The following is a 25,852-nucleotide window of genomic DNA, read 5'->3' as shown; positions in this document are numbered from 1 at the left end:
TGTCAGTTCGGCCCCGTGCTGTGATTCCCGGGGGGCGACCCCCGGACCCCCGGCCGGAAAGCTGTCTGGCCTCAGGAGTGTCAGTTCGGCCCCGTGCTGTGATTCCCGGGGGGCGACCCCCGGGCCCCCGGCCGGAAAGCTGTCTGGCCTCAGGAGTGTCAGTTCGGCCCCGTAGAATCACCGCGTGGCAGGACGGATCAACGACGAGGACGTGAAGGCGGTTCGGGACGCGGTCCCGATCGACGCCGTGGTGTCCGAGTACCTCCAGCTGCGCAACGCGGGCGGTGGCAACCTCAAGGGCCTGTGTCCGTTCCACGACGAGAAGTCGCCGTCCTTCCAGGTCAGTCCGAGCAAGGGGTTCTTCCACTGCTTCGGCTGCCAGGAGGGCGGCGACACCATCACGTTCGTGATGAAGATCGACCACCTCACCTTCTCCGAGGCGGTCGAGCGCCTGGCCGCCCAGGCCGGCATCACCCTGCGGTACGAGGAGGGCGGCTACAACCCCTCCCACCAGCGCGGCGAGCGGATCCGCCTGGTCGAGGCCCACAAGATCGCCGCCGACTGGTACATGGAGCAGCTGGCCACGAACGCGGAGGCCGACGCCGGCCGCCAGTTCCTCGCCGAGCGCGGTTTCGACCAGGCCGCCGCCGCCCACTTCTCCGTCGGCTACAGCCCCCAGGGCTGGGACCACCTCACCCGCTTCCTGCGCGGCAAGGGCTTCACCGACAAGGAGCTCCTGCTCTCCGGCCTCTCCCAGGAGGGCCGCCGCGGCCCCATCGACCGCTTCCGCGGCCGCCTGATGTGGCCCATCCGCGACATCGGCGGCGAGGTCGTCGGCTTCGGCGCCCGCAAGCTCTACGAAGCGGACAACGGCCCGAAGTACCTCAACACGCCCGACACCGCGATCTACAAGAAGTCCCAGGTCCTCTACGGCATCGACCTCGCGAAGAAGGACATCGCCAAGGCGTCCCGCGCGGTCGTCGTCGAGGGCTACACCGACGTCATGGCCTGCCATCTCGCCGGTGTGACGACCGCGATCGCGACCTGCGGCACCGCCTTCGGCGGCGACCACATCAAGATCCTGCGCCGTCTGCTGATGGACAACGGCTCGGCCCGCGTGATCTTCACCTTCGACGGCGACTCGGCCGGCCAGAAGGCGGCCCTGCGGGCCTTCGAGGACGACCAGAAGTTCGCCGCCGAGACCTACATCGCCATCGCCCCCGACGGCATGGACCCTTGCGACCTGCGCCTGGCCAAGGGCGACGACGCGGTCGCCGACCTCGTCGAACCCCGCACCCCGCTCTTCGAGTTCGCGCTCCGCCAGATCGTCGTCCGCTACGACCTCGACACCCCGGCCGGCCGCGCCGCCGCCCTCGACGAGGCCGCCCCCATCGTCGCCCGCATCAAGAACACCGGCGCCCAGCACGAGGTCGCCGTCCAGCTCGCCGGCATGCTCGGCATCCTCGACACCCAGTTCGTGGTCAAGCGGGTGGCCCAGCTGGCCCGTTGGGCCCGCGACCGCGGCGGCAAGGGCCCGGCCCCCTCGGGACGCGGCCAGCAGCAGCCGTCGTACGACGGAGCCCACCGCCCCGCCGTCTCCGGCCCCGCCCTCACCCTGCGCAATCCCGTCTACGCCACCGAGCGCGAGCTGCTCAAGCTCGCCCTCCAGCGCCCCGACCTGGTCTCCCCGGCCTTCGACGCGTACGGCATCGACGAGTTCACCGCCGCCCCCTACGCCGCCGTACGCCAGGCCATCATGGACGCGGGCGGCGCCGAGTACGGCGTGCAGGACTCCCAGGACTACCTGGTCCGGGTCCGCGAGGCCGCCCCCGACGACGTGGTCCGCGCGATGGTCACGGAGCTGGCCGTCGAGGCGATCATGCGCAAGACGGTCGACGAGAATTACGCGGGCGATCAGCTGGTCACGGTCCGCCGCCGTGCTGTGGAACGCCGTATCCAAGAGATTCAATTCACTGTGAGGCGCCTGGAGGCAGGTGGGGACCCGGCCCAATTGGCTGCTGCGAAGAACGAGCTGTGGGTTCTCCAGCAGTACGACCGGGCTCTACGAAATCAAGGCGCCGCCGCGCTCTGAGGGAAAACCGAAGGCCGCTCCCCCTCGGTGCGTCACACCGATCCGGCACCCGGATTTCGTACAAAGAAGCGGGCGCGCGTGGATCGTGCCAGATCAGGGCGGGCGTGGGCATCCGGGGGCCCGAGAGGGTAACCACGTGGTCACGGACCGGACTCAAAAAGTCACCGCACGCCCCTCGTGGCGGCGATGTGTCGTACTCCACACTGGGTTCCGGTGCCTGAGTCCTCGGAGCGCGGCCGATCCGTCCCCGGCGGGTCCCAGACCCCCGCGGTTCCGCTCATCGCGTACGGGACGAACAGCGGCGAGGCCGCCGACTCCGCCCCCGAAGTACCGCTGCCGTCCTCCCTGGCAGCGATCATCCTGGAGGTCGCCCCCGTGCAGACCCAGACCCTCACACAGACCGAGAACAGTGCGGACGACACGGCAGAGCCGGACGCCGAGACCGACGTCCTCGTCACGGTGCCCCCGCAGAGCCGTGCCGTGCACCACCCCGAGGCGGAGCCGGACGCCCCGCCCGCCGGCGCGCTCGAAACCGCCGAGACCGAGCCCGTCGACCCCCCGGAACCACCCCGCGGCCGCACCGACACCGGCGGCCCGTCATCGGACCTCTTCCGTCAGTACCTGCGCGAGATCGGCCGCATCCCGCTGCTCACCGCGGCCGAGGAGGTCGACCTCGCACGCCGGGTCGAGGCAGGTCTGTTCGCCGAGGAGAAACTCAGCAACGCCCCTGACCTGGACAGCCAGTTGGCGCTCGACCTGGACCGTCTGGTCGTGCTGGGCCGGATGGCCAAGCGGCGCCTCATCGAGGCGAACCTGCGCCTGGTCGTCTCGGTCGCCAAGCGGTACGTAGGCCGCGGCCTGACCATGCTCGACCTGGTGCAGGAGGGCAACCTGGGCCTGATCCGGGCGGTCGAGAAGTTCGACTACGCCCGCGGCTACAAGTTCTCGACCTACGCCACCTGGTGGATCCGCCAGGCCATGTCCCGGGCCCTCGCCGACCAGGCCCGCACGATCCGGGTCCCGGTCCATGTCGTCGAGCTGATCAACCGTGTCATCCGCGTCCAGCGCCGCATGCTCCAGGAACGCGGCTACGAACCCACCCCGGAAGAGGTCGCCGCCCATCTCGACCTCGCCCCGGAACGTGTCAGCGAGGTCCTGCGCCTGGCCCAGGAACCGGTGTCGCTGCACGCCCCGGTGGGCGAGGAGGACGACGTCGCCCTCGGCGACCTCATCGAGGACGGCGACGCGGCATCGCCGGTCGAGTCGGCGGCGTTCCTGCTGCTCAGGGAGCACCTGGAGGCGGTCCTGTCGACCCTGGGCGAGCGTGAACGCAAGGTCGTGCAGCTGCGGTACGGGTTGGCCGACGGGCGGGCTCGCACGTTGGAGGAGATCGGCCGCATCTTCGGGGTCACGCGGGAACGGATACGCCAGATCGAGTCGAAGACCCTCAACAAGCTGCGGGACCACGCGTTCGCGGACCAGTTGAGGGGATATCTGGATTAGCGGACGGGCGGGTCGTCGGGTGTCTGCGGGCCGGTGGGGGCTGGTCGCGCAGTTCCCCGCGCCCCCAGGTGGGTACAGGGCCGTCGCTCGCATGACGACGCGGCTTCGTGCACCGCGCCCTCAGGGGCGCGGGGCTGTGACATATGCGGCTCCGCCGCGTGGGCGCGACCAGCCACAACGCACCCGCAGACACCCGACACTGGCCCGGCCCCCTCAGTCCACCTCCGCCACCGCCTGCGCGAACTGGGCCTTGTACAGACGCGCATACGCCCCGCCGGCCTCCAACAGGTCGGTGTGCGTGCCCTGTTCGACGATCGAGCCGTTCTCCATGACGAGGATCGTGTCCGCGTCCCGGATCGTCGACAGCCGGTGCGCGATCACGAACGACGTCCGCCCGTGGGCCAGTTTCGCCATCGCCTTCTGGATCAGCACCTCGGTACGCGTGTCGACCGACGACGTCGCCTCGTCCAGCACCAGGATCACCGGGTCCGACAGGAACGCCCGGGCGATCGTGATGAGCTGCTTCTCACCCGCGCTCACCCCGCTGCCCTCGTCGTCGATCACGGTGTCGTAGCCGTCGGGAAGCGTCCGCACGAACCGGTCCGCGTGGGCCGCCCGCGCCGCCTCCTCGATCTCGCCCCGGGTGACCTCGCGGGAGGCGCCGTACGCGATGTTCTCCGCGATCGTGCCCCCGAACAGCCAGGTGTCCTGAAGCACCATCCCGATCCCGGCCCGCAGCTCGTCCCGGGACATCCGGGCGATGTCCACGCCGTCCAGGGTGATCCGGCCGCCCGAGACGTCGTAGAACCGCATGAGCAGGTTGACCAGGGTGGTCTTGCCGGCTCCCGTCGGGCCGACGATCGCGACCGTGTGCCCGGGTTCGACCTTCAGCGAGAGGTCGTCGATGAGCGGCTTCTCGGGGTCGTAGCGGAAGGACACGTGCTCCAGGGCCACGCGTCCGCGCAGCTCCTCGGGCTTCACGCCCGGTACCGGATCGGCCTGCTGCTCCTCCGCGTCCAGGAGTTCGAAGATCCGCTCGGCCGAGGCGACACCCGACTGCACGAGGTTCGCCATCGACGCGACCTGCGTGAGCGGCATGGAGAACTGCCGGGAGTACTGGATGAAGGCCTGCACGTCACCGATCGACAGCGAGCCGGTCGCGACCCGCAGGCCGCCCACGACCGCCACCAGCACGTAGTTGATGTTCGAGACGAACATCATCAGCGGCTGCATGACCCCGCTGTTGAACTGCGCCTTGAACCCGGCCTCGTACAGCGCGTCGTTCTGCTCGGCGAACTGCGCCGCCGACTCGTCCTGACGCCCGAACACCTTCACCAGCGTGTGCCCGGTGTACATCTCCTCGATGTGGGCGTTGAGCTTGCCGGTGGTGCGCCACTGCTGCACGAAGTGCGGCTGCGAGCGCTTGCCGACGCGCGTGGCGACGACGAACGACAGCGGCACGGTGACCAGCGCAACCAGAGCGAGCAGCCAGGACACCCAGAACATCATCGCGAGCACGCCGATGATGGTGAGCAGCGAGTTGATGAGCTGGCCCATCGACTGCTGCAGGGTCTGCCCGATGTTGTCGATGTCGTTCGTCGCCCGGGACAGCACCTCACCGCGCTGACGCTTGTCGAAGTACGACAGCGGCAGCCGGGACAGCTTGGTCTGGACGTCCTCGCGCATCCGGAACATCGTGCGGTTGACGGTCCTGTTGACCAGCCGTGTCGCCACCGCCATCAGCAGCCCGGCGATCAGGAACACCCCGACCGCGACCAGCAGGACCTGCCCCACGGCGGTGAAGTCGATGCCCTTGCCGGGGGTGAAGTCGGTGCTGCGGAGCATGTCGGCGACCTGACCTTCGCCGCGGTCCCGCATCCCCGCGAGGACTTCCTCCTTGCTGGCGCCGGAGGGCATCTGCCGTCCGATGATCCCCGCGAAGACCAGGTCGGTGGCCTTGCCGAGGATCTTCGGCCCGACCACGTTGAGGCCCACGCTCACCACGACGCAGGCCAGCATCGCGTAGAGGGTGAGCCGTTCCGGCTTGAAGTGGGTGAGCAGTCGCCTGCCGGACACCTTGAAGTCCAGCGAACGGCTGTCGGGGCCGGTGCCGGCCATCATGCGCCCCATGGGCCCGGCCATCAGGCGGCCTCCGCTTCCGTCAGCTGGGAGAGCACGATCTCCCGGTAGGTCTCGTTGTCCGCCATCAGCTCGCGGTGGGTGCCGGTGCCGACGACCCGGCCCTCGTCGAGGACGACGATCCGGTCGGCGTCGCGGATGGTGGCCACCCGCTGGGCGACGATCACGACGGTCGCCTCCGCGGTCTCCTCGGCGAGCGCCGCCCGAAGAGCCGCGTCGGTCGCGTAGTCGAGGGCGGAGAAGGAGTCGTCGAAGAGGTAGATCTCCGGCCGCTGCACCAGCGTGCGCGCGATGGCGAGCCGCTGCCGCTGACCGCCGGAGACATTGGTGCCGCCCTGCGCGATGGGCGAGTCAAGGCCGTTCTCCAGCCCCTCCACGAATCCCTTGGCCTGCGCCACTTCCAGCGCCTGCCACAACTCCTCGTCGGTGGCGTCCGGATTGCCGTAACGCAGGTTGGTGGCGACCGTGCCCGCGAAGAGATACGGCTTCTGCGGCACCAGCCCGACAGTCTTGGCCAGCAGCTTCGGATCGAGGGTGGACACCTCGGTGCCGTCGACGAGCACCTCGCCGTCGGTCGCGTCGAACAGCCGGGGGACCAGGCCGAGCAGCGTGGACTTGCCGCTGCCGGTCGAGCCGATCACGGCGGTCACCTCGCCGGGCCGGGCCACCAGGTCGATCTCCCTGAGCACCGGCTCCTCGGCGCCCGGATAGCGGAAGCCCGCCCCGCGGATCTCCAGATGCCCGTGCCGCCGCAGCTCGGTGACGGGTGCCACCGGCGGAACCACGCTCGACGACGTCTCCAGCACTTCCTGGATCCGCTCGGCGCACACCTCCGCGCGCGGCACCATCATGAACATGAAGGTGGCCATCATCACGGACATGACGATCTGCATCAGATAGGCGAGGAACGCGGTCAGGTCACCGATCTGCATCCCGCCGCTGTCGATCCGGTGGGCGCCGAACCACACCACGGCGATCGACGACAGGTTCACCGTCGTCATCACCACGGGGAACATCAGCGCGAGCAGGTTGCCGGTCTTCAGCGAGATGTCCGTCAGGTCGGTGTTCGCCTTCCGGAACCGGTCCTGCTCGTACTCGTCCCGCACGAACGCCCGGATGACCCGGTTGCCGGTGATCTGCTCACGCAGCACCCGGTTCACGGTGTCCAGACGCACCTGCATCGACCGGAACAGCGGCCGCAGCCGCCGTACGATCAGCGTCACGCAGATGCCCAGCGTCGGCACCACGGCCACCAGCACCCCGGACAGCGGTACGTCCAGGCCGAGCGCCAGCACGATGCCGCCCACGCACATGATGGGCGCCGACACCAGCAGCGTGAACGTCATCAGGGCCAGCATCTGGACCTGCTGCACGTCGTTGGTCGTACGGGTGATCAGCGTGGGCGCGCCGAACTGGCCGACCTCGCGCGCCGAGAACGACTGCACCCGGTCGAAGACGGCTGCCCGCAGGTCCCGGCCGAGCGCGGCGGCGGTCCGGGCGCCGTAGAACACGGCCCCGATGTTGCACACCACCTGCACCAGCGAGATGCCGATCATGACGGCGCCGTAGCCGAGGATGTAGCCGGTGTCCCCGTTCACGACGCCGTTGTCGATGATGTCCGCGTTGAGCGTGGGCAGGTAGAGGGTGGCGCAGGTCTGGAGGAACTGCAGCAGCACCAGAAGAGCGATGGGTTTCTTGTAGGGCCTGAGATAGGTCCGCAGAAGTCGTATGAGCACGCTACGTCTCTCGGAGTCGGCGACGGGCGGTTGGTTGCCCCTGGCCCCTATCGTCGGACACTCCACCCGTGTTACCTCAACCGATTAAGCCGAGAGCAGTGCTTCGTACGGCCTTACGGGTCGCCGCCGGGCGCGACTCATACCGGTGCCTTACCTTCCGGATCCCCGCCTAGCGGAACGCGCCGGGATACGTCTGCTCGCGCACCGACACGTACTGCTGCCGCACCGCCTGCCCGACCGCCAGCTCCTCACCCGGCTCCAGGACCTGCGCGGCCGGACCCTGCCACATCGGCGGAGTGCGCGGATCGAGGGTGCCCTGCGACACCCCGAGCGCCCAGGCGGCCTGCCGGGCGGCACCGATCGCCGCGTAGTCCGCCGGCTGCGGCACGACGACCTGCGCGCCGAACAGCGCGGGCGCGGCGGCCTGTACGGCGGACAGCTCGGCGGCGGCCCCCAGCAGGAAGACCCGCCGCACCTCGACCCCCCGGCCGCGCAGCACGTCCAGCGCGTCCGCGAGCCCGCACAGCATGCCCTCGAACGCGGCCCGCGCCAGATGCTCCGGCTTCATCGACTCCCGCCGCAGCCCGCTCAGCGTCCCCGCGGTGTGCGGCAGGTTCGGCGTGCGTTCGCCTTCCAGATAGGGCAGCAGTACGAGTCCGTGGGAGCCCGGCGTCGACTTCATCGCCAGATCGGACAGACTCTCCAGATCACTCAGGCCGAGCATCTCGGAGGCCCCGCGCAGGGTCCGTACGGCGTTCAGGGTGGTGACGACGGGCAGGTGCATGCCGGTCGCGTCGGCCAGGGAGGTGATCATCCCCGAGTTGTCGACGAGCGCCTCGGGGTGCACGGCCATCACGGACCCGGACGCGCCCAGCGACACGACGGCGTCCCCGAGCCCGATGCCGAGACCGAAGGCGGCGGCCATGGTCTCCCCGGTCCCGGCGGAGATCAGCAGCCCCTCCGGAGTCGTACCGGCCGCGTCCGAGGGACCGATCACCTCGGGGAGCATCGCCTGGTGGCCGAGAGCCAGCTCGACCAGATCGGCACGGTAGGCGCCGGTGGCGGCGGACCAGTACCCGGTGCCGGAGGCGCCACCGCGGTCGGTGGTCCGTCTGACCGGCCGTCCGAGCAGCTGCCACACCAGCCAGTCGTGCGCCTGCATCAGAACGGCGGTACGCAGCGCCGCGTCGGGTTCGGTCTTGTTCAGCCAGCGCAGCTTGGTGACGGGCTGCGCGGCCTGCGGCACGCACCCCACCGCCTGGGCCCACGCCTCACGACCGCCCAGCGCGTCGACGAGGTCGGCCGCGGAGACCTGCGCGCGCTTGTCGCCGCCGACCATCGCGGGGCGGACGGTGTTGCCCTGCGAGTCCAGGGGAACGACGGCGTTCTGCTGGGACGAGACGCCGATGGCCTGCACGCCTTCGAGCAGACCGCCGCCGGCGGCTTCACCGAGGGAGAGCAGCCAGGCCTGCGGGTCGACGTCGGAGGCACGGCCTCCGCCCTCCACCGGGTGCGGGGCGTACCCCTGCTTGAGCACGGCACCTGTGTCCGCGTCGCAGACGACGATGCGAGTGAATTCGGGTGAGCTGTCCAACCCGGCGACTATCCCCATGGCGCAAATTCTATGGGCGTAGCGTCGTGGCGGCGCGCGTGGTTCGGCCCGTGCGGGCCCATAGGGGCTGGTCGCACGGGCCGGGGCCCCTTCAGGTGCGTTACGTCACCGTCGGCTTCAGGTGGTGCTGGTGCCCCAGTCGTCCTCTGGTGTGCCGTTCGTGTTGCGGTCCCGCAGCGAGCGCACCCGCTGTGTCACCGACTCCGGCACGCGGTCGCCGACCTTGTCGCTGACCACGTGGTAGGCCTTGCCCGCGAACTGGCGGCCCTGCTGTGCCGCCGACTCCGCGGTGTTGCGGACAGCGGGGTTCTGAGCGACCTGACGAGCGGACTTCTTCAACTGCTCGTAGCGCTCGCGCCCGGCACGGGTGCCCAGCACGTAACCCAGAGTCAGTCCGACCACGAACGTGAGCTTGTAGCGCATGGTGGCCACCCTTCTCCCTTGCGTAGGTCTCCGATGCGACGTCGGTGTCGGGGGAACCGATTGGCGGAGCACCCCCCTGCTTGCGCTAATGTATGTGTCGCAGCGACCGGCCGCCCCCTGGCGAATACCCAGGGAGGTTCGTTCGATGCAGCGAGGCATTCCTCCGTAGCTCAATTGGCAGAGCAGCCGGCTGTTAACCGGCAGGTTACTGGTTCGAGTCCAGTCGGGGGAGCTTCGATCTTCCGTAGCTCAATTGGCAGAGCAGCCGGCTGTTAACCGGCAGGTTACTGGTTCGAGTCCAGTCGGGAGAGCCCAGATGATCGAGGACCCCGTAGGGGTCCTTTTTCATGTGCGAGGGAACCGTGCAGGTCACGGCGTAGTCCTGAAGGGCATGCGAAGTCGCCCCTGCGGAGCAGGAGATCGTATGAGCGGCTATGCTGCGGCAGACGGCGCGCACACATGTACGCGACACGCCGCGATGGGGCGGTAGCTCAGCCGGTTAGAGCAGCGGACTCATAATCCGTCGGCCGTGGGTTCGAGTCCCACCCGCCCCACCTGTGCAGGCTTCTGAACTGCGGAAACGTTCATTTTTTGGGTGTCGGATCGTCAACTTTGCCTGAACGGACTGGATCCGCTGCTCGTGGGTTTGGAGTCGGGCGGCGCCCGGGGGAGATCCAACCCCTCTGGCCTGCGGTGGAGTAGGTGTTCAAGGTTGCTGCTCTCGGTCCGGGCGGCTGCGCTGCGGGTCGTCCCCAAGACCCAGGGGCCGTACAGGGGCCGGGGGGCGCGGCCGGGGTCAGGCCGAGAGGGTTTCCGGGCCGATTTCGTTGTCCCGTTTGCTGGTTCGGCGGCATGGGATGCCGTCCACCGCGCGGACTGTCGAGTGCCGGGCCGGCACTGGAGGCGGCGCGGATGCCGGTGCGTCTGGCAGACAGGCCCGAGGCCAGGGAAACGGCCCGAAGAGGAAACGGTCCCATGGACGGCGCACCGAGTTCGTCAAGGCTGAGCCATGTGCGGTCAGCGCACCGTCTGGTGCCGTTGAGGAAGATCGCGGCCGAGCTGGAGCGCAGCCCCTCGACGCCATCGCCGCCGAACTCACGGCCGACCACGCAAGACGTTCGGCTGGGAAACCCCAGCCGAGCGCCTGCATACAGCCCTCACGATCGCCTCACACTGGCCACGTGTTGCAACGACCGCTGGAATCCCTCCGGGCGTGGCACGGCCGGACCACATCACGGTCCGCGATGCGAACGTGTACCGGCGCTGGAAGTCCCGGGCGGAGCTCGCCGCGGAGGCGCTGGACCACGGCGGTCTCACCGACGACCTTGGGCCGGTCATCATCGGTCCGGGCCGACTCCGCGAGGAACTCGTTGCGACGATGGCCCGCGCCCTTTGGAGCCAGAACCGTTCCCGCGTCGACCTGCACACTGCCCTGCATGACACGGCTCGCCAGGAGCCGGAACTGTGCGGTCTCATCAGGCGGCGATATGTCGACTCCCTGCACCAGGCCATCGAGGGCGTGCTGGCGTACGCGGTGGAGCGCGGCGATCTGCCCCCGCGCCAGGCCGATCCATCAGGAGGTCACTCGATGGCGGTCGCCGTCGCCGTCGCTCTGCTGCTCCACTGGGGGCTTGTCCGCGACCGGCGGGTCAGCGGCGACGACATCGCGGCGATCGTCGACGGCGTCCTCATGCCCCTGCTCTGACGGCCATTCGTGCGTCGTCACCGGCAGGCGGAGGGCGCGGTGCGCGCTCCGCAGCGTCCATGTGTACGGCTGTCAGTGCGCCCTCCTGGTGTTCCCTTCGTGCTCGATGCCCAGGAGGGCGAGGGTGTTGTGGATGCCCTGTTCGAGGACTTGATCGGCGAGCCGCGGATCGGCGAGGGCCCGTGAGAGCTGGAGTGTGCCGGCCATCATGGCGTACGAGCTGAGTGCCATGGGGCGGACCGAGAGCGGGTCGTCCGGCGCCAGGCGCGCGGCGATGCCGTCGGCGACCACCAGCACGCCCTCGGTGTAAGCCTGTCTTGTCGGGTGGGTGCAGCGCCCTATCTCGTCGAGCAGGGCGGCGGAGGGGCAGCCGACGTCACGGCTGTCGCGGTGCCAGGGGGACAGGTACCAGCGCACGATCTGTTCGAGGCCGGCGCGGCCCGGTTCCGCGTGCGCGACGATGGTCGCGTTCTGGGCCTGCAGCTGGTCGGCGATCGTGGTGGCCACCAGGTCGTCCTTGGACGTGAAGTGGGTGTAGAAGGCGCCGTTGGTCAGCCCGGCGTCCTTCATGAGCGCCGCGATACCCGAGCCGTCGATACCGTCCTCCTTGAAGCGGCGGCCCGCCGTCTCGATGATCCTCTGCATGGTCGCCTGCTTGTGCTCTTTCCTGTATCGCACCACACACTCCTCTACGCGCCGGGCGGGCCACTCGCCGTCCAGCGGCTCCTCCAATGTATTGTATTGCGAACGTAATTCAATGACTTCGGGTTCCGGCACCCTCCCGGGGCAGGAGTACCGCCCCTCCGCCCCGCCGTGTTGGACTGCCTGCGTAGCTGGCCCGCATGCGGTTCCGTGGCCGATCACGGGCTCTGCTTGGCGCAGGAAACCCTTGTGCGCCCGGGTCGCCCAGCAGGTCATGTGGGTCGTCAGCGAGCGGGTCGAGGGCGGCGATCGTGCATGTCCTCACCAAAGAGGCTGGCACGTTGCCGCTGTGGGCTGCCCCTTCGTCCGGCGGCAGCACTCCGGTGTTGCCCGGGAGTAGGAGTGAGCGCGATGAGGGCGGGTCGACGGCCACAGGGGCCTGATCGTGGAAACGGATGCCCGGCGTGAACACGAGGCCAGGCTGCACCCCGGATTCCAGGGGCGAGAACTGAGCCGGAGTCCGCATGGTCGACTACGACAACACCCGCCTCGACTCCGCCCCCGCGCCACCGGTACGGCGCAACTCCCACCTGTGCCTGCAGCGAACCCGGCGCAGCCCTGGCGGCACCCTCCTCGTCGACTTCGAACGGGACATCGTGGGCCGGCACGAGCTCCGCGCGCGTAGTGGCTTGGACTGCGGCGGTCGCGGGCGGAACTCGCCGAGCTCGCCGGCCAGCCGGTGACGCGGTGAACGCCGCCGTTATCAACGTCCGACGTAGGTGAACCGCCCCTGCCCTGGTGGTGCGCTGTGCTACACGCCCCGGGCGCTCGCCGGAACTCGTGATTCAGCCGCCGTGCATCTCGTGCCACTCATCACTTGCGCCACGATGAAAGTATGGTCATACTTCAATGGTCGACGGGTTGCTCAGGGGCCCGATTCAGGGAGTTCTCCCAGGCCCTCCTCTGGCCGTCGAATCCGGACTGCAGTCGCGGCCGGGAGACATATGGGAACCGCTCGACGCCCACCTGCGAGGAGGCAGGAGTCGGAGCGTACTGGCGGTAACCCTCACATTGAAGGGCACGACCGTGAACGCACGCGAAACACGAGGTGACGTGGTGACGTCGTACAAGAACGCGCAGACCCGCACCGTCACCGCCGACGGAGTGACCTACGCCTACCGCGACCTCGGTCCCCGGACCGGCATGCCGGTCATCTTCATCACCCACCTCGCCGCGGTCCTGGACAACTGGGACCCCCGGGTCGTCGACGGCATCGCCGCCAAGCACCGGGTGATCACGTTCGACAACAGGGGCGTGGGCGCGTCCACCGGCAAGACGCCGAAGACCATCGAGGAGATGGCCAAGGACGCCGTCACCTTCATCAGGGCGCTGGGCTTCGAGCAGGTCGACGTCCTCAGCTTCTCGATGGGCGGCATGATCGCCCAGGTGATCGCCCAGACCGATCCGCAGCTCATCCGCAGGCTGATCCTCGCGGGCACCGGTCCGGCCGGCGGCGAGGGCATCAAGAACGTGACCCGGCTGTCCGACTACGACACCCTCCGGGCGCTGCTCACCTTCCAGGACCCGAAGCAATTCCTTTTCTTCACCCGCACCCCGAACGGGATTCGGGCCGGCAAGCAGTTCCTGGCCCGTCTGAAGGAGCGCACCCAGGACCGGGACAAGGCCATCGCCCTGACCGCGTACCGGTCCCAGCTCAAGGCCATCCACCGCTGGGGACTGGCCCAGCCGCAGGATCTGTCCGTCATCAAGATCCCCGTGCTCGTCGCCAACGGCGACAACGACAGAATGGTTCCGACGCCCAACTCGTACGACATGGACAGGCGGCTGCCGAACTCCGAGCTGGTGATCTACCCCGACGGCGGCCACGGCGGCATCTTCCAGTACCACGAGCAGTTGGGCCCGCCGGCTCGCGTTTTGTTGGGCGGGCGTGGGGGGGGGGGTGTGTGGGGCGCCGGGGCCGTTTTTTTTTCCTTTGCCCCGTGCCCCCCGCGGGGCGCCACGGCTCTCGTCACTTGTTCCACGTCACTGACCTGCCCGCTTCTCGGTCATGCGGCGCCGCGGCGGTTGTCGTGCGGGATGGCGATGCGGAGACCAGTGTGGTCGACGTGCCGTCCGGGCGGCAGGCCCGGGACCTGCGCTGCCGCCATGGCGTACCGAATGCGCGCAACGCCATCGGCGGTACGAGCGGAGGGCCGCCGCGTCGGTGTCGCTTCCGAGATGGCAATTGCCCCGGGGCACCCGCTCTCGCTGGCGGCGGAAGCGCGGGTGTACGGCACCGGCGTCGTGGCCCTTGTCAGGTGGTCACCCAGCCGGTGTTGACGGGCACCGCGCCAAGGCGAGGGCGTTCTCGATTCCCTGCTCAAGGACCTCGTCGGAGAACTTCCGGTCGGAGAGCGCGCGGGACAGCTGCAGCGTTCCCACCATCATCGTGAAGAGCCCGGTCGCCTGGCCGCGGGCGGACTGCGGATCCTCGGGTGCCAAACGGGCGGCGAACTCGTCCAGGATGGCCCTGGCACCGTCGGTGTAGGCAGCCCTGGCTCCGTCACCGCAGCGGCCGATCTCGTCGAGCAGGGCTGCGTTCGGGCAGCCGTCGCCGGGGTTGTCCCGGTGTCCGGGCGACAGATACTCGCGGATGAGATCCTCGAGTCCCGCGCGGCCGGGCCGCAGCCCGCCGAACTGCTTCACCAACGTGCGCAGTTGCTCTGCGATGACGTGGGTGACGAGGTCGTCCTTGGACTCGAAGTGGGCATAGAACGCTCCGTTGGTGAGCCCGGCGTCGGACATCAGCGTGGAGATGCCGGACCCGTCGATGCCGTCCTGCTTGAACCGGTGGCCGGCCCGCTCGATGATCCGCTGCCGCGTGACCTGCTTGTGCTCCTTGGTGTAGCGCGCCACAAGGTCCCTCCCCCACTTTGCCCGGCCATTGCCCTGTATCCCATCGTAATCTATGGTCTGACGTATGTAATATTACGATTGACAGGCAACGTTGATGTTCGACCGCTTTTGCTGCCCCTCGGGCGGCAAGTCGCGGGCCGTTGTGGCGACATGACGGACACCGCTTCTCGATGTCCCGAGCCCACCGCGATCGTCTTCGGTGACGACCACATCACGTACGCCGGCCTCGACGCCTCCGCCGGCCGTGTCTCGAACCTGCTCGTCCTTGCCCGTGGTGCGGTCGTACCCCGAGGGCGTGGTGCCTTGGCGGCCGCGGTGAGAAGGCAGACCGCTTCGCATGGGTACGCATGGCGCCGGCTTCGACCGGGCCGACGACGGCCCTCCTGCCGGCGTGGTCGGCTTCGGCCAGGATGCATTCGCCGGGGATGCCCTGGTCATGGGAAGTGGGCCGAACTGGATCGGAGCCGCGCGGCGCGACCTCGAGGTCATCGCCGGAACACCGGTGCCGACTGTGTCGTACGTACGCCGAAGCGCCCGAGGAAGGCGACTTCCTCGCGCAAGGCGTTCCGGTCAGGCGGTGGGTCGGGTAGTCGGTGTAGCCGGCCACGCCGCCGCCGTGGAAGGTGGCGGGGTCGGGGGTGCTCAGGGGTGCGCCGGCGCGGATGCGCTCGACCAGGTCGGGGTCGGCGAGGGCCATCGAGCCCACGGTGGCGACGTCGGCGATGCCGTTGTCGATGCCCTTGGCCTGCAAGGCGATCTCGGCGCCGGCCCGGGGTGAGGATCAGCGTGTAAGGACATAGCTCGACTCACGGGTGCGTTTGCTGTCATACCCGCGACCGATACCGGTCCCCGGCGCAGCCGATGGTATGACGTGCATAATTTTACGATCCAGGGTGACATACTTGACCGTCCCGCCGGGCATCCGCCGCGGCGGCACGGCTCGTTGCCAGTGGGCCTCGGAAGGTGCGCCGGTAGGCCAGTGGTGTGACGCCGATAGCGGCGTGCAGGTGTTCGCGCAGCGAGGTGCCGCTGGCGAAGCCGACCTGGCCGGCGATGTCGTCGACCGGCAGGTCGGTGGATTCCAGCAACTGCCGGGCCCGGTCGACGCGTTGCTGGATGAGCCAGCGTCCGGGGCTCAAGCCGACTTCTTCCTTGAAGCGGCGGGCGAAGGTGCGCTGGCTCATGTTCGACTGCTCGGCAAGGTCGCTCAGGGTCAGCGGCTTGTGCAGGTTCTGCAGCGCCCACTGCCGGGCGGCGGACGTGTCGTTCGCCGTTGCGTCGGGGACCGGGTGTTCGATGTACTGCGCCTGGCCTCCGTCGCGCCACGGGGGGACGACGCAGGTGCGGGCCACACGGTTGGCGATCTCGCTGCCGTGGTCCTTGCGGACCAGGTGCAGGCAGACATCGATACCGGCAGCGGCACCGGCCGAGGTCAGCACGTCGCCTTCGTCGACGAACAGGACGTTCGGGTCGAGTTCCACCTGCGGGTACCACTCCCGGAAGAGGCCCGTGGCGTGCCAGTGCGTGGTGGCCCGGTGCCCGTCGAGCAGCCCCGCCGCGGCCAGCACGAAGGCGCCGGTGCAGGTGGACACGATCCGGGTGCCGGGGGCCACGTACGCGAGGATTTGCGCCAGGTCGACCGACGTCTGACGGCGGGGGTTGCCGGTGTGGAACGGCGCGATGATGACGGTGTCGGCGGTGCGCAACGCCTCCGGGCCATGATCGACGGTGATGGAGAAGTCCGCGTTGGTGCGTACCGGGTGACCGTCGATGGTGCAGGTCACGACCTCGTAGCGGCCGTCCGCGGCGCCGAAGACGCGGTGGGGAATGCCCAGGTCGAACGGGTACACCCCGTGTGAGGCGAGGACAACGACGCGGTGCACCTTGATCACGGCAGGATCCCGTCGAAAATTGGCGATCACGCCATTGTAGGGGCCTGTGACGGCGGCCAGGCTGGGCCCATGACGGACACCGAGACCATGCGAGCCATCAGCCAGGACACCTACGGCGCCCCCGACGTGCTGCAGGAGACCCTGCTGCCCAAACCGGCGCCAGGGGTGAGCGAGATCCTGGTCGCCGTCCACGCGGCCGGGGTCAACCCGACCGACTGGGGGAACCGTGCCCGGTCCGCGACCATCGCCCGGCTGCCGCTGGTGCTCGGCTGGGACGTCTCCGGCGTCGTCGAGGCCGTCGGTGTGGGCGTCACGCTGTTCAAGCCCGGCGACGAGGTCTTCGGCATGCTGCCCTACCCGGGCGGAGTCGGCTCGCACGCCGAGTACGTGACCGGGCCGGCCCGCGTCTTCACGCACAAGCCCGCCGGCATCGACCACGTCCAGGCCGGTGCGCTGCCGCTGGCCGCGCTGACCGCCTACCAGGCACTGGTCGACACCGCCGGCGTCCGTCCCGGGCAGCGGGTCCTGATCCACGCGGCGGCCGGCGGCGTCGGTCACCTCGCCGTGCAGATCGCCAAGGCTCGCGGCGCGTACGTGATCGGCACCGCCAGCGCCGCCAAACACGACTTCCTGCGATCCCTCGGTGCCGACGAGGTCGTCGACTACCACAGCGTCGACTTCGCCGAGGTGCTCAGCGACATCGACGTGGTCCTCGACCCGATCTCCCGTGACTCCGCCGCCCGCGCCCGATCCGTGGCCGTGCTGCGCCCGGGCGGCACCCTCGTCTCGATCCTTCCGGTACCCGTCGACGCCGGCGAACTGACGGCGATCGCCGAGCGGGGGATCCGCTACGAGTCGCTGCTGGTCGAGGCCGACCAGGCCGGCATGCAGGCCATCGCCGCCCTCGTCGAGACCGGCGCACTGCGCGCCCACATCGAGGCCACCTTCCCGCTCGCCGAGGCCGCCAAGGCGCACGCGCTCGGCGAGACCGGCCGCACCATCGGCAAGATCGTGCTGACCGTTCGAGACAGCAAGGCACAGATTGCCAGCCAACTGCTGCATGACGTGTTCGTCCTCGGCGACACGGCCATCGTCGATCGGGTCGTGTCGCCCGATTCCTACATCCAGCACAACCCTCTGGCGCCCGACGGAGCCGACGCCCTCAAGTTCTTCAGCGGCGCCATGCGACAGCAGTTCCCGCAGGCCGCCTTCGAGCCCCGCCGGATCATCACCGAAGGTGATCTGGTGCTGCTGCACTCCCGCTACGTCATGGTGCCGGGCACCGAGGGTCTGGCCGTGTTCGACCTGTTCCGCTTCGAGGACGGCAAGATCGCCGAGCACTGGGACATCATTCAGGAAGTGCCCGCCACCACGGCCAGCGGCAACGACATGTTCGCCACGCTCAGCGAGCCGCGGACCGAGGCGGTCGGGCAGCGCTGGTTCACCGCCTACAACAAGCGACTCGTCACCGAATTCTTCGACCAGTTGCTGGTCCGCAAGGATCTGACCGCCATCGACACCTACCTGGGCGCCGAGTATCACCAGCACAACCCGCTCCTCTCCGACGGCGCGGACGGCGCGAAAGCCGGCTTGGGCGGGTACTTCGAGCGGTCGCCGCAGCTGAGCGTGACACGGAAACGGGTCATCGCCGAGGGAGATCTGGTCGCCGTGCACAGTCACCAGATCGACGCACCGGGCGAGCGTGGCCGGTCGGTCCTCGACCTCTTCCGGGTCAGGGACGGAAAGATCGTCGAGCACTGGGACTCCGCGCAGGACGTGCCCGAGACCGCCGCCAACGACAACACGATGTTCTGACAGCCGCCGGGGGCGGGGCGAATCTCGTCCAGCCCCGTGAGAGCGACCGGCATCAGGCCATCAGCGCGGCGATCCCCGAACCGTCGATCCCGTCGTTCTTGAACCGACGCCCAGCTGTCTCGATGATCCGCCGCAGCGCCTCCTGCTTGCGCTCTCGCCCGTATCGGGCCCGCACCCTCCTTCACTAGTCCAGCCGGCCGCTGGCCGCCGCCCGGGGCCATTGAACGTACGACCATAATTTAATGTTCGTGCAGCACACCAGCACCTTGTCGCATCACCGAACCGGCTGGGCACCACGAGCGTGCCCAGCACAGACAGGAGTGTCATCATGGGAATCAGTCCGCAGGCGCAGCAGTTCGCGCAGTTCCTGGACGGCGTGCGCGCCAAGTGGATGACGCCGGGCCTGGACCTGGGCGTTGTGCGAGACGTCGCCGAGACGCACCACCTGGCGACCGCCGAACCGGAAGACGTCACCTACGCCGAGGTCGACGCCGACGGCGTCCCCGCCCTCTGGGCCATCCCCGTCGGCGCCGACCCCGACCGGGCCCTGCTGCACTTCCACTTCGGCGGCTCAGTCACCGCCTCCATGCATTCGGACCGCAAGGCCGCCGGGCACATCGCGAAAGCCGCCGGGATCCGCTCGCTCGTCGTGGACTTCCGCCATGCCCCCGAACACCCCTACCCGGCACAGATCGACGACGTCGAGACCGCCTACCGATGGCTGCTCGCACAGGGCTACCAGCCGCAGCACATCGGCAGCACCGGCCACTCCATCGGCGGCACCCTCGCCGTCATGCTGCCCCTGCGGCTGCTCGCCAAGGGCGAGCCCACCCCCGGTGCGATCGTCAGCATCTCGCCATGGGCCGACGTCACCCTCACCAACCCCAAGGTGGATGAGAACGAGGAACACGACAAGATGCTCAGCCGCAACATCCTCGAGCAGATGCGGGCAGCGTATGTGCAGGACCCGGACCTGGACTTCGCCGACCCGCGGCTCAGCCTCGTCAACGCCGACCTGACCGGCCTCCCACCCACCGTCGTGCACTACGGCGCGTACGAGACCCTCGCCGGCGACGGCGCCGCACTCGCACAACGGCTCACCGAATTCAAGGTCACCTCCGAGGTCCACCCGCTGCCCGAGGGACAACACTCCTTCATCCTCGGCGCCGGACGCGTACCCGAGGTCGACCAGGCGATCGAGCAGATGGGCCAGTGGCTGCGCCGGCATCTCGGCGCCTGAGTACCACTTAGCTCGTCACCGTCCGGCGATCTTCCGGATTCCACGCCCAGCCGGCCGTATCCGACGTCACGCTCCCACCAACCGCAGGTGGATCGTGGCGCCGGATACCGCCCCACAACCCTCACGGAGAAGGTCTCGTGACTCGGCTCGGCGGCCAGATCGCCCTGGTCACCGGCGCGAACCGGGCCTCGGCCGCGAATTCGTCCGGCAGCTGCTCGACCGCGGTACCGCGAAGGTCTACGCCGCCGCCCGCGACCCTCGCACGATCGTCGCCGACGCCCCCCGGCTGATCCCGCTCCACCTCGACGTGACGGGCCCCGCCTAGGTAACCCGCGCCGCCGGGATCGCGCAGGACGTGAGCGTCGTGGTGACAACACCGGGATCGCCCGCGTCGGTTCCGTGCTCGACACCGACACCTCCGGTGTCCGTCTCCAAACTGGAGGTCAACCTGTTCGGCCCGCTCGCCGTGACCTCAGGCCACTGACCGGTGGATCTGGCTCACCCTTGCGACGGCCCTGGTCGCCGCCGCACGGGGCCTTGGTGATCGCGCCGTCGGCGCTGACGTCGGCCAGATCGGGGCCGATCGTCCGGTGAGACCGCTGGGCGTCGGTTCAAGAGCGACGGGATCGACGGTTCGGGGATCGTTGCGCTGATGGCCGCTGCGGGGTTGGCCAAGGGTGCGTGCTACGCCCATTTCGACTCCAGGACGATCTGGTCGCGACGGCGGCCGCCGACCAGCTGCGCGCGCAGTGCGAGGCTGTGGGTGCGGCGGTGCCCGGCCAGGCCGGGATGGAGCAGATCCTGCGGGCCTGTCTCTCGGTGCAGCACCGTGACAGTTCTGAGCACGGCTGCCCGTCGGCCGCCCTGCTCGACGAGATCGCTCGCGGCGCGGACGCGACCCGACGCGCGTACACCGACGGGGTGCTCACCGTGATCGACGACGTTGCCGCTCGGGTCGCACCCCAGGACCCGCGCTCGTCACGCGCGCGGACGTTCAGCATCTATGCCCTGGCGTGCGTACGCCGAAGCGCCCGAGGAAGGCGACTCCCTCCGGCGCTGGGGGCTGTGGTCAGGCGGCGTGGGTGGGGTAGTCGGTGTAGCCGGCCGCGCCGCCGCCGTAGAAGGTGGCGGGGTCGGGGTCGTTCAGGGGAGCGCCGGCTCGTATGCGCTCCACGAGGTCAGGGTTGGCGAGGGCCATCGAGCCCACGGTGATGACGTCGGCGACGCCGTTGTCGATGTCCTTGGCGCGGGTGGCGATGTCGGTGCCGGCGCGGTTGAGGATCAGTGTGTTCGGCCACAACTCGCGCAGCGTGCCCAGGAGTTCTTCGTCGCCGCCGTGGGCGAGGTGCAGGTAGGCGAGGTCGAGGGGGGCGAGGGCGCGTACGAGGTGCGGGTAGAGCTCGTGGGTGTCGTCCTCGGTGAGGTCGCCGAGCTGGAAGGGGTTGCCGGGGGAGAAGCGGATGCCGGTGCGGTCGGCTCCGATCTCGTCGGCCACGGCGGTGGCGACCTCGACCGCGAAGCGGATGCGGTTGTCGAGGGAGCCGCCGTACTGGTCGGTGCGCTGGTTGGTCGTGGGGAAGAGGAACTGGTGGATGAGGTAGCCGTTGGCGCCGTGGATCTCGACGCCGTCGGCGCCTGCGGCGATGGCTGCCGCGGCGGCGCGCCGGAAGTCGTCGACCGTCTGGGCGACCTCGTCGGTGGTCAGTGCGCGCGGCTCCGGCATCTCCTGCATCCCGGAGGCGGTGAACATCTGGCCTGCCGGCTTGATCGCGGAGGGGGCCACGGGCTGGCGGTGGTGGGGGGTGTTGTCGGGGTGCGAGATGCGCCCGACGTGCATGAGCTGGATGACGATGCGTCCGTCGGCCTTGTGTACGGTGTCGGTGACCTTGCGCCAGCCGGTGATGTGCGCCTCGGTGTAGATGCCCGGGGTCGTCATATAGCCCTGGCCGTCGTCGGAGGGCTGGGTGCCCTCGGTGATGATGAGGGCGTGCGAGGCGCGCTGGGCGTAGTACTCGGCGTTGAGATCGGTGGGCACGCCGTCTGGGGTGGCCCTGTTGCGGGTCAGGGGGGACATCGCCAGACGGTGCGGTAGGGAAATCTTTCCGGCGACGGTGGGGGTCCACAGGCTGTTGAGCATGCGTGATTCCTCGGGATGTCGGCATCCGCCATGAGTTCGGCGGATTGCATTACGAACATAATACTTTGTTGGGTGGTGGGCAGCGCAGGAAGGGTTTGGGGGCGTGCGGGGGGCTCCGGAGTTCCTGAGCAGTCGTACGCGGCGATGCTGGAGGTCGGCTGCGCGCAGAAGTCCGACTTCGTGGCCCGCTACCCGCGGCGGTACCGGACACCCGCCTCGACCACACCCAGGTGACCGTTGCGGGGGCCAGGCCCAGGCCGCGGCCTCGGCCTCGATGCCGGCGCTCCCGTGGGTCAGTCGCCCAGTTGCTCGGCGAGCTGCGCCTCGATGGCCGGGTACAGCAGGGCCTGGTCGTCGTGCAGCGTGGACTTCACGTTGCGGCTCATCTCGTCGACGATGGCCTCGGGCCGGCCTGCCTCCAGCGCGTCCAGGGCGCTGCGGGCCACGTCGGCCGGCGGGGTCTTGGGGACGTCGAAGCCGGCCTGCATGTCCGTGTCGACCGGCCCGACGTGGACGGCGACGACTTCGGTCCCCTGTGTCTTGAGCTGCTGCCTTGCGGCGTTGGTGTAGCTCCACGCGGCTGCCTTCGACGCCCCGTACGTGGCGGCTACGGGGTATGCCGCCCACGAGGCGACCGAGAGCATGTTGACGAAGGCGCCGCCGCCGTTGGCTGCCACGACCGGGGCGAACGCCTGCGTCATGGAGATGAGCCCGAAGTAGTTCACCTCCAGCTCGCTGCGCGCCACGTCGAGCGAGGCGGAGAGGGGGAAGTTGGCGCTGGCGACACCGGCGTTGTTCACGACGATCGAGACATCGGCGAACCGGGCAGCGGCCGCGGCGACGGCTGCCGGGTCCGTGACGTCCAAGGCGACGGGCGTGAGCCGCGGGTCCGTGATGGTGGTGACGTCGCGGACAGCCGCGTACACCTTGGTCGCGCCGCGGGCGAGGAGCTCGTCCGCGAAGGCCTTGCCGATGCCACGGTTGGCGCCGGTCACCAGAGCTACCGAACCTTCGATCTTCATGTCTGTCTCTTCTCGTCAGGTGGTTCTTCGGGGGTGGGGGCACACCCAGGACGTACCGCTCGCCTTTCGGGCGCGGCTGCTTATTCGTCGAGGAACTGAAGGGCGTGCTTCAGGAACCGCTCGGGGTACTGGAAGTGCGCTGCGTGCCCGGCGTCGGGGTAGATCAGCAGTTGGGCGTTGGGGATGTTCTGGGCGAGGTGCCAGGAGTTGATCGAGGCGATCATCACGTCGTTCGTGCCGTTGAGGACCAGGGTCGGCTGGGTGATCGCGTTCAGGAAGGTGTAGGGGTTCTCGCCGGGCAGCGGTTCCCCGTAGGCGGTGGCGGCTTCGAACTGCGCCTGCCCGACGGCGGGTGAGCTCGGAGGGTCCTGGTCGGCCCGCTGGTGGCGGCGCTCCCAGAAGGCCCGGCCGGCTTCGACTGCGGCTTGCGAGCGGCCGAAGAACAGGAAGAGGAAGTCCTCCAGGCCGGGGACCGGGTTCAGGGCTACTTCGGGCACCTTGGGGTCCATGGTCGGGTCCCCGCCGCGCAGGCCGGTGCCGAGCAGGAGGAGCTTGCGCACCAGCTGGGGGTGGCGCAGCGTGACCTCCTGTGCCTGCCAGCCGCCGATCGAGAAGCCGAGCAGATCGACCTGCTCCAGCCCCAGCGCCCGGATGACCGCGGCGATGTCGTCGGCCATGTCCTCGACCCGGTTGCGCGGGGTGCCGGATGAGGAGGCGATGCCGCGGCCGTTGAAGAGGATGACCTCTCGGCCTTCGGCCAGGCCGTCGGTGAGCAGGGGGTCCCAGTGGTCCATTCCCCCGCGGAAGTGCTGGACCAGGAAGATCGGGACGCCGGAGGGCTTGCCCCAGCGGCGGTAGGCGAACCGGTCGCCGTCGACCTCGACGTACTGCGTCGGGGCGGTCACATGCGTATCGCTCATGGCCTGAGCCTTTCTGGCGGGGACGAGCAATACGATGACGGTCGTAATATAAAAAGTCAAGCCCTTAGATGCCGATCGACATCTATGTATGCTTGACCGTCGAGTGCCGACCGTGGATGGGGAGGCTGGACATGCGAGTGACCAAGGCGCAGGCGGAGCGGAACCGTGCGCACATCGTCGCGACAGCCGCCGGACTCTTCCGCGAGCGCGGCTATGACGGCGTCGGCGTGGCGGAACTGATGGCGGCTGCTGGCTTCACCCATGGCGGGTTCTACAAGCACTTCGGCTCCAAGGCCGATCTGATGGCCGAAGCGTCCGCGAGCGGGCTCTCGCAGATCGCGGCACGGACAGAAGGCCTGGGGCCGGCCGAGTTCGTCGAGAGCTACGTCTCCCGGCAGCATCGCGACGGGCGCGGTGACGGCTGCACCATCGCGGCCCTGAGCGGTGATGCCGCACGTCAACCGGCAGACCTCAAGGGGGAGTTCGCGGCCGGGATCGAGCAGTTGCTGACCGTCCTTCAGACCCCGAGCGACACGCCGGGTGATGCGGACCAGGACCAGCACGTGGACCGCACCACGCTGATCGACATGCTCGCCCATTCGGTCGGCGCGGTCATGCTGTCGCGGGCATGCCCGGACGGGTCTCCGCTGGCGAACGAAATCCTCGACGTCTGCCGCAAGGAGATTCTCGCCTCGCTGGCGCACGTCAGCGGTGATCAGCCGGCGGCACAGAGCCCAGAAGCCTGACCGCATCCGACCGACGCAGGGCGCGAGCACCCGAGGGTCGGACACTGACGCAAAAGCCTGCGATTTCAAGCCGCTGGAGCGGCGTTACAGCAGAAGCCCTCTCGAAGGAGGGCCTGGCACCGCTGCCGAAAAGTGTTCATGTGTCGGCGACGAAGCCACGGCACATGACGCGAGAACGGTCGACTCGCACGTCACGACCGTGCGCGGTGGGGCATCGTCCGTCGCGTTTTCCGTGCTCGGGCCCGGCGGGTGCGGCGGGGCCCTCCGGCCGGGAGCCGACGGCCGGGCTGCCGTTGAGGCGTGCCCGGCCGCCATGGGAGCCCTGGTGGGTGGGGGGATGGAACCCCTTGTGGTGTCGCGGCGCCGACGGGCGCCCTGTGAGGCGCTGCGGTCGGTCGTGAGCGATCAGAGGGCCTCGCTGACCCGGCCGATGTACTCACCCAGCTGGTACTCGACGTCGAGGCCCTTTTCGGCGACCAGTGCGCCGAGCCCGACCGCACGCGCGGCGAATCCCGGCTGAGTCAGGGTGCCCGCGAACTCACCGAAGGCGGCGACCAGGTGGGCGTCCGGCGGCAGTGTCGCCCGGTTGACCTGGGACTTCGCGGTAGCAATTGCCTGCCGGTCGAAGGAGGCGAGACGGGCGACCGTCGCGTCGACGAAGGCGTCGAGCTCCGCGTCGGGCAGGGCCCGGGTGACCCATCCCCAGCGTTCGGCCAGGTCGGCGTCGTAGTCGGCGCTGGTCAGGATCGCCTCCAGCGCGCGGTCGCGGCCGATGGAGCGCGGCAGGCGTTCGCCGCCGCCTCCGCCGGGGACGAGCCCGAGGCCGACCTCGGGCTGGCCGAAGAGCGCCTTCTCGCGGCTGGCGTAGCGCAGGTCGCAGGCGAGGGCCAGCTCGTTGCCGGCGCCGCGGGTACGGCCCCGGATGGCCGCGATGCTGACGAACGGGGCCTTGGTCAGCCGCAGGACGATGTCGGTCCAGAGCGGGTTGTCGTCCTCGTGCTCGGGCGCGGGGAGGTCGGCGGCCGCGGCTGCGTCGAAGTGGTTGATGAAGAAGTCGGGGAGTTCGCTGGCGAAGACGACGACCTGGATGTCCGGGTCGTTCTCGAGCTCCTGGACGATCTTGTGCAGCGTCACGATGGACTCGGGGACCACCAGGTTCACGGGAGGATTCGAGAACGTGATTTTCGCGGTCCGCGGGGTCGTCCGCTCCAGGCGGATCGTGCTGGGCTGGCTCATGGCGTGGTTTCCATTTCGTAGCGGGCTTGGGCTTGCGTGGCCGTGATCGCGTCCGGCGACCACGGAGCTGTTGGGC

General features: G+C 69.2%; 21 protein-coding genes, 3 tRNA genes and 1 pseudogene. 12 read left to right on the top strand and 13 right to left on the bottom strand.

Annotation, left to right across the window (positions count from 1 at the left end; translation table 11 throughout):
- Positions 1 to 184: 184 nt before the first annotated feature.
- Positions 185 to 2,092, top strand: coding sequence for a DNA primase (dnaG, locus tag ACFYRX_RS28580; RefSeq protein WP_389105462.1), 1,908 nt, complete (start codon positions 185 to 187; stop codon positions 2,090 to 2,092).
- A 213-nt stretch (positions 2,093 to 2,305) separates the two neighbouring features.
- Positions 2,306 to 3,595, top strand: a complete 1,290-nt coding sequence (locus ACFYRX_RS28575; protein ID WP_389105460.1) for an RNA polymerase sigma factor — start codon at positions 2,306 to 2,308, stop codon at positions 3,593 to 3,595.
- A gap of 213 nt (positions 3,596 to 3,808) precedes the next feature.
- Here the strand turns inward: ACFYRX_RS28575 and ACFYRX_RS28570 are convergent, their stop codons facing one another.
- From ACFYRX_RS28570 to ACFYRX_RS28555, 4 genes are all read right to left on the bottom strand, one after another.
- Positions 3,809 to 5,737 (bottom strand): ABC transporter ATP-binding protein, encoded by a 1,929-nt coding sequence (locus tag ACFYRX_RS28570; protein ID WP_389105457.1) that lies wholly within the window; start codon positions 5,735 to 5,737, stop codon positions 3,809 to 3,811.
- On the bottom strand, positions 5,737 to 7,470 hold the full coding sequence (locus tag ACFYRX_RS28565; protein WP_389105454.1) for an ABC transporter ATP-binding protein: 1,734 nt from the start codon (positions 7,468 to 7,470) through the stop codon (positions 5,737 to 5,739). Before ACFYRX_RS28565 ends, ACFYRX_RS28570 begins: the two co-directional genes overlap by 1 nt.
- Positions 7,471 to 7,639: 169 nt before the next feature.
- Entirely contained in the window at positions 7,640 to 9,082 is a 1,443-nt protein-coding gene (locus ACFYRX_RS28560) for an FGGY-family carbohydrate kinase (RefSeq protein WP_389105451.1), read from the bottom strand.
- A 117-nt stretch (positions 9,083 to 9,199) separates the two neighbouring features.
- Positions 9,200 to 9,505 (bottom strand): YtxH domain-containing protein, encoded by a 306-nt coding sequence (locus ACFYRX_RS28555; protein ID WP_389105449.1) that lies wholly within the window; start codon positions 9,503 to 9,505, stop codon positions 9,200 to 9,202.
- Between the two features lie 159 nt (positions 9,506 to 9,664).
- Between ACFYRX_RS28555 and ACFYRX_RS28550 the strand changes: the two genes are divergently transcribed.
- The 4 genes from ACFYRX_RS28550 to ACFYRX_RS28535 all read left to right on the top strand — a co-directional run bounded on the left by ACFYRX_RS28550 (position 9,665) and on the right by ACFYRX_RS28535 (position 11,210).
- A tRNA-Asn gene (locus ACFYRX_RS28550) sits at positions 9,665 to 9,737 on the top strand.
- 6 nt (positions 9,738 to 9,743) lie between these two features.
- A tRNA-Asn gene (locus ACFYRX_RS28545) sits at positions 9,744 to 9,816 on the top strand.
- Between the two features lie 169 nt (positions 9,817 to 9,985).
- Positions 9,986 to 10,059 (top strand) — tRNA-Ile (locus ACFYRX_RS28540).
- Positions 10,060 to 10,718: 659 nt separating this feature from the next.
- The gene (locus ACFYRX_RS28535) at positions 10,719 to 11,210 is read left to right on the top strand and encodes a TetR/AcrR family transcriptional regulator C-terminal ligand-binding domain-containing protein (protein WP_389105446.1); all 492 of its coding nucleotides are present in this window, start codon (positions 10,719 to 10,721) and stop codon (positions 11,208 to 11,210) included.
- Positions 11,211 to 11,282: 72 nt separating this feature from the next.
- Here the strand turns inward: ACFYRX_RS28535 and ACFYRX_RS28530 are convergent, their stop codons facing one another.
- Complete coding sequence (locus ACFYRX_RS28530; protein WP_389105444.1) at positions 11,283 to 11,891, bottom strand: TetR/AcrR family transcriptional regulator; 609 nt, start codon at positions 11,889 to 11,891, stop codon at positions 11,283 to 11,285.
- Between the two features lie 485 nt (positions 11,892 to 12,376).
- Between ACFYRX_RS28530 and ACFYRX_RS28525 the strand changes: the two genes are divergently transcribed.
- Both ACFYRX_RS28525 and ACFYRX_RS28520 read left to right on the top strand, forming a co-directional pair.
- The gene (locus ACFYRX_RS28525; RefSeq protein WP_389105442.1) at positions 12,377 to 12,595 is read left to right on the top strand and encodes a hypothetical protein; all 219 of its coding nucleotides are present in this window, start codon (positions 12,377 to 12,379) and stop codon (positions 12,593 to 12,595) included.
- A 343-nt stretch (positions 12,596 to 12,938) separates the two neighbouring features.
- Positions 12,939 to 14,192, top strand: coding sequence for an alpha/beta fold hydrolase (locus tag ACFYRX_RS28520; protein ID WP_389105440.1), 1,254 nt, complete (start codon positions 12,939 to 12,941; stop codon positions 14,190 to 14,192).
- Here the strand turns inward: ACFYRX_RS28520 and ACFYRX_RS28515 are convergent.
- Both ACFYRX_RS28515 and ACFYRX_RS28510 read right to left on the bottom strand, forming a co-directional pair.
- Positions 14,175 to 14,768 (bottom strand): TetR/AcrR family transcriptional regulator, encoded by a 594-nt coding sequence (locus ACFYRX_RS28515; RefSeq protein ID WP_389105438.1) that lies wholly within the window; start codon positions 14,766 to 14,768, stop codon positions 14,175 to 14,177. The two genes, ACFYRX_RS28520 and ACFYRX_RS28515, sit on opposite strands and share 18 nt — an antisense overlap.
- A gap of 881 nt (positions 14,769 to 15,649) precedes the next feature.
- Positions 15,650 to 16,657 (bottom strand): GlxA family transcriptional regulator, encoded by a 1,008-nt coding sequence (locus ACFYRX_RS28510; protein WP_389105554.1) that lies wholly within the window; start codon positions 16,655 to 16,657, stop codon positions 15,650 to 15,652.
- Between the two features lie 90 nt (positions 16,658 to 16,747).
- On the opposite strand from ACFYRX_RS28510, the pseudogene ACFYRX_RS28505 reads away from it, so the two are divergent.
- Positions 16,748 to 17,683 (top strand): annotated as a pseudogene (locus ACFYRX_RS28505) (NADP-dependent oxidoreductase); the annotation flags it as partial.
- Positions 17,672 to 18,475, top strand: coding sequence for a nuclear transport factor 2 family protein (locus ACFYRX_RS28500; protein ID WP_389105552.1), 804 nt, complete (start codon positions 17,672 to 17,674; stop codon positions 18,473 to 18,475). The pseudogene ACFYRX_RS28505 and the gene ACFYRX_RS28500, both read left to right, overlap by 12 nt.
- A gap of 52 nt (positions 18,476 to 18,527) precedes the next feature.
- On the opposite strand, the gene ACFYRX_RS28495 is transcribed toward ACFYRX_RS28500, so the two are convergent.
- Positions 18,528 to 18,650, bottom strand: a complete 123-nt coding sequence (locus tag ACFYRX_RS28495; RefSeq protein ID WP_389105435.1) for a hypothetical protein — start codon at positions 18,648 to 18,650, stop codon at positions 18,528 to 18,530.
- Positions 18,651 to 18,803: 153 nt separating this feature from the next.
- On the opposite strand from ACFYRX_RS28495, the gene ACFYRX_RS28490 reads away from it, so the two are divergent.
- Positions 18,804 to 19,715, top strand: coding sequence for an alpha/beta hydrolase (locus tag ACFYRX_RS28490; RefSeq protein WP_389105433.1), 912 nt, complete (start codon positions 18,804 to 18,806; stop codon positions 19,713 to 19,715).
- A 684-nt stretch (positions 19,716 to 20,399) separates the two neighbouring features.
- Here ACFYRX_RS28490 and ACFYRX_RS28485 read toward each other — a convergent pair.
- The 4 genes from ACFYRX_RS28485 to ACFYRX_RS28470 all read right to left on the bottom strand — a co-directional run bounded on the left by ACFYRX_RS28485 (position 20,400) and on the right by ACFYRX_RS28470 (position 23,794).
- Complete coding sequence (locus ACFYRX_RS28485) at positions 20,400 to 20,543, bottom strand: hypothetical protein (protein WP_389105430.1); 144 nt, start codon at positions 20,541 to 20,543, stop codon at positions 20,400 to 20,402.
- Positions 20,544 to 20,784: 241 nt separating this feature from the next.
- Positions 20,785 to 21,852 (bottom strand): alkene reductase, encoded by a 1,068-nt coding sequence (locus ACFYRX_RS28480; protein ID WP_389105428.1) that lies wholly within the window; start codon positions 21,850 to 21,852, stop codon positions 20,785 to 20,787.
- Between the two features lie 293 nt (positions 21,853 to 22,145).
- Entirely contained in the window at positions 22,146 to 22,874 is a 729-nt protein-coding gene (locus ACFYRX_RS28475) for an SDR family oxidoreductase (RefSeq protein ID WP_389105426.1), read from the bottom strand.
- Positions 22,875 to 22,954: 80 nt separating this feature from the next.
- A complete protein-coding gene (locus tag ACFYRX_RS28470) occupies positions 22,955 to 23,794 on the bottom strand; it encodes an alpha/beta fold hydrolase (protein ID WP_389105423.1) in 840 nt (279 codons plus the stop codon).
- A 131-nt stretch (positions 23,795 to 23,925) separates the two neighbouring features.
- Here ACFYRX_RS28470 and ACFYRX_RS28465 point away from each other — a divergent pair, with 131 nt between their 5' ends.
- Positions 23,926 to 24,540: a TetR/AcrR family transcriptional regulator gene (locus tag ACFYRX_RS28465; protein WP_389105421.1), complete on the top strand. Its 615-nt coding sequence runs from the start codon at positions 23,926 to 23,928 to the stop codon at positions 24,538 to 24,540.
- A gap of 405 nt (positions 24,541 to 24,945) precedes the next feature.
- On the opposite strand, the gene ACFYRX_RS28460 is transcribed toward ACFYRX_RS28465, so the two are convergent.
- Positions 24,946 to 25,776 (bottom strand): enoyl-CoA hydratase/isomerase family protein, encoded by an 831-nt coding sequence (locus tag ACFYRX_RS28460; RefSeq protein WP_389105418.1) that lies wholly within the window; start codon positions 25,774 to 25,776, stop codon positions 24,946 to 24,948.
- Between the last annotated feature and the right edge of the window lie 76 nt (positions 25,777 to 25,852).

Source organism: Streptomyces sp. NPDC005374 (genome assembly GCF_042872225.1).
Lineage (GTDB): Bacteria > Actinomycetota > Actinomycetes > Streptomycetales > Streptomycetaceae > Streptomyces.
This window is presented reverse-complemented; position numbering and strand designations above follow the sequence as displayed.

What these genes read in the sequence shown, in the direction of transcription:
- ACFYRX_RS28570 (WP_389105457.1), bottom strand. Translation starts at nt 5,737, where the DNA reads ATGGCCGGGCCCATGGGGCGCATGATGGCCGGCACCGGCCCCGACAGC.
- ACFYRX_RS28560 (WP_389105451.1), bottom strand. Translation starts at nt 9,082, where the DNA reads ATGGGGATAGTCGCCGGGTTGGACAGCTCACCCGAATTCACTCGCATC.
- ACFYRX_RS28480 (WP_389105428.1), bottom strand. Translation starts at nt 21,852, where the DNA reads ATGCTCAACAGCCTGTGGACCCCCACCGTCGCCGGAAAGATTTCCCTA.
- ACFYRX_RS28465 (WP_389105421.1), top strand. Translation starts at nt 23,926, where the DNA reads ATGCGAGTGACCAAGGCGCAGGCGGAGCGGAACCGTGCGCACATCGTC.
- ACFYRX_RS28555 (WP_389105449.1), bottom strand. Translation starts at nt 9,505, where the DNA reads ATGCGCTACAAGCTCACGTTCGTGGTCGGACTGACTCTGGGTTACGTG.
- ACFYRX_RS28470 (WP_389105423.1), bottom strand. Translation starts at nt 23,794, where the DNA reads ATGAGCGATACGCATGTGACCGCCCCGACGCAGTACGTCGAGGTCGAC.
- ACFYRX_RS28460 (WP_389105418.1), bottom strand. Translation starts at nt 25,776, where the DNA reads ATGAGCCAGCCCAGCACGATCCGCCTGGAGCGGACGACCCCGCGGACC.
- ACFYRX_RS28475 (WP_389105426.1), bottom strand. Translation starts at nt 22,874, where the DNA reads ATGAAGATCGAAGGTTCGGTAGCTCTGGTGACCGGCGCCAACCGTGGC.
- ACFYRX_RS28525 (WP_389105442.1), top strand. Translation starts at nt 12,377, where the DNA reads ATGGTCGACTACGACAACACCCGCCTCGACTCCGCCCCCGCGCCACCG.
- ACFYRX_RS28490 (WP_389105433.1), top strand. Translation starts at nt 18,804, where the DNA reads ATGGGAATCAGTCCGCAGGCGCAGCAGTTCGCGCAGTTCCTGGACGGC.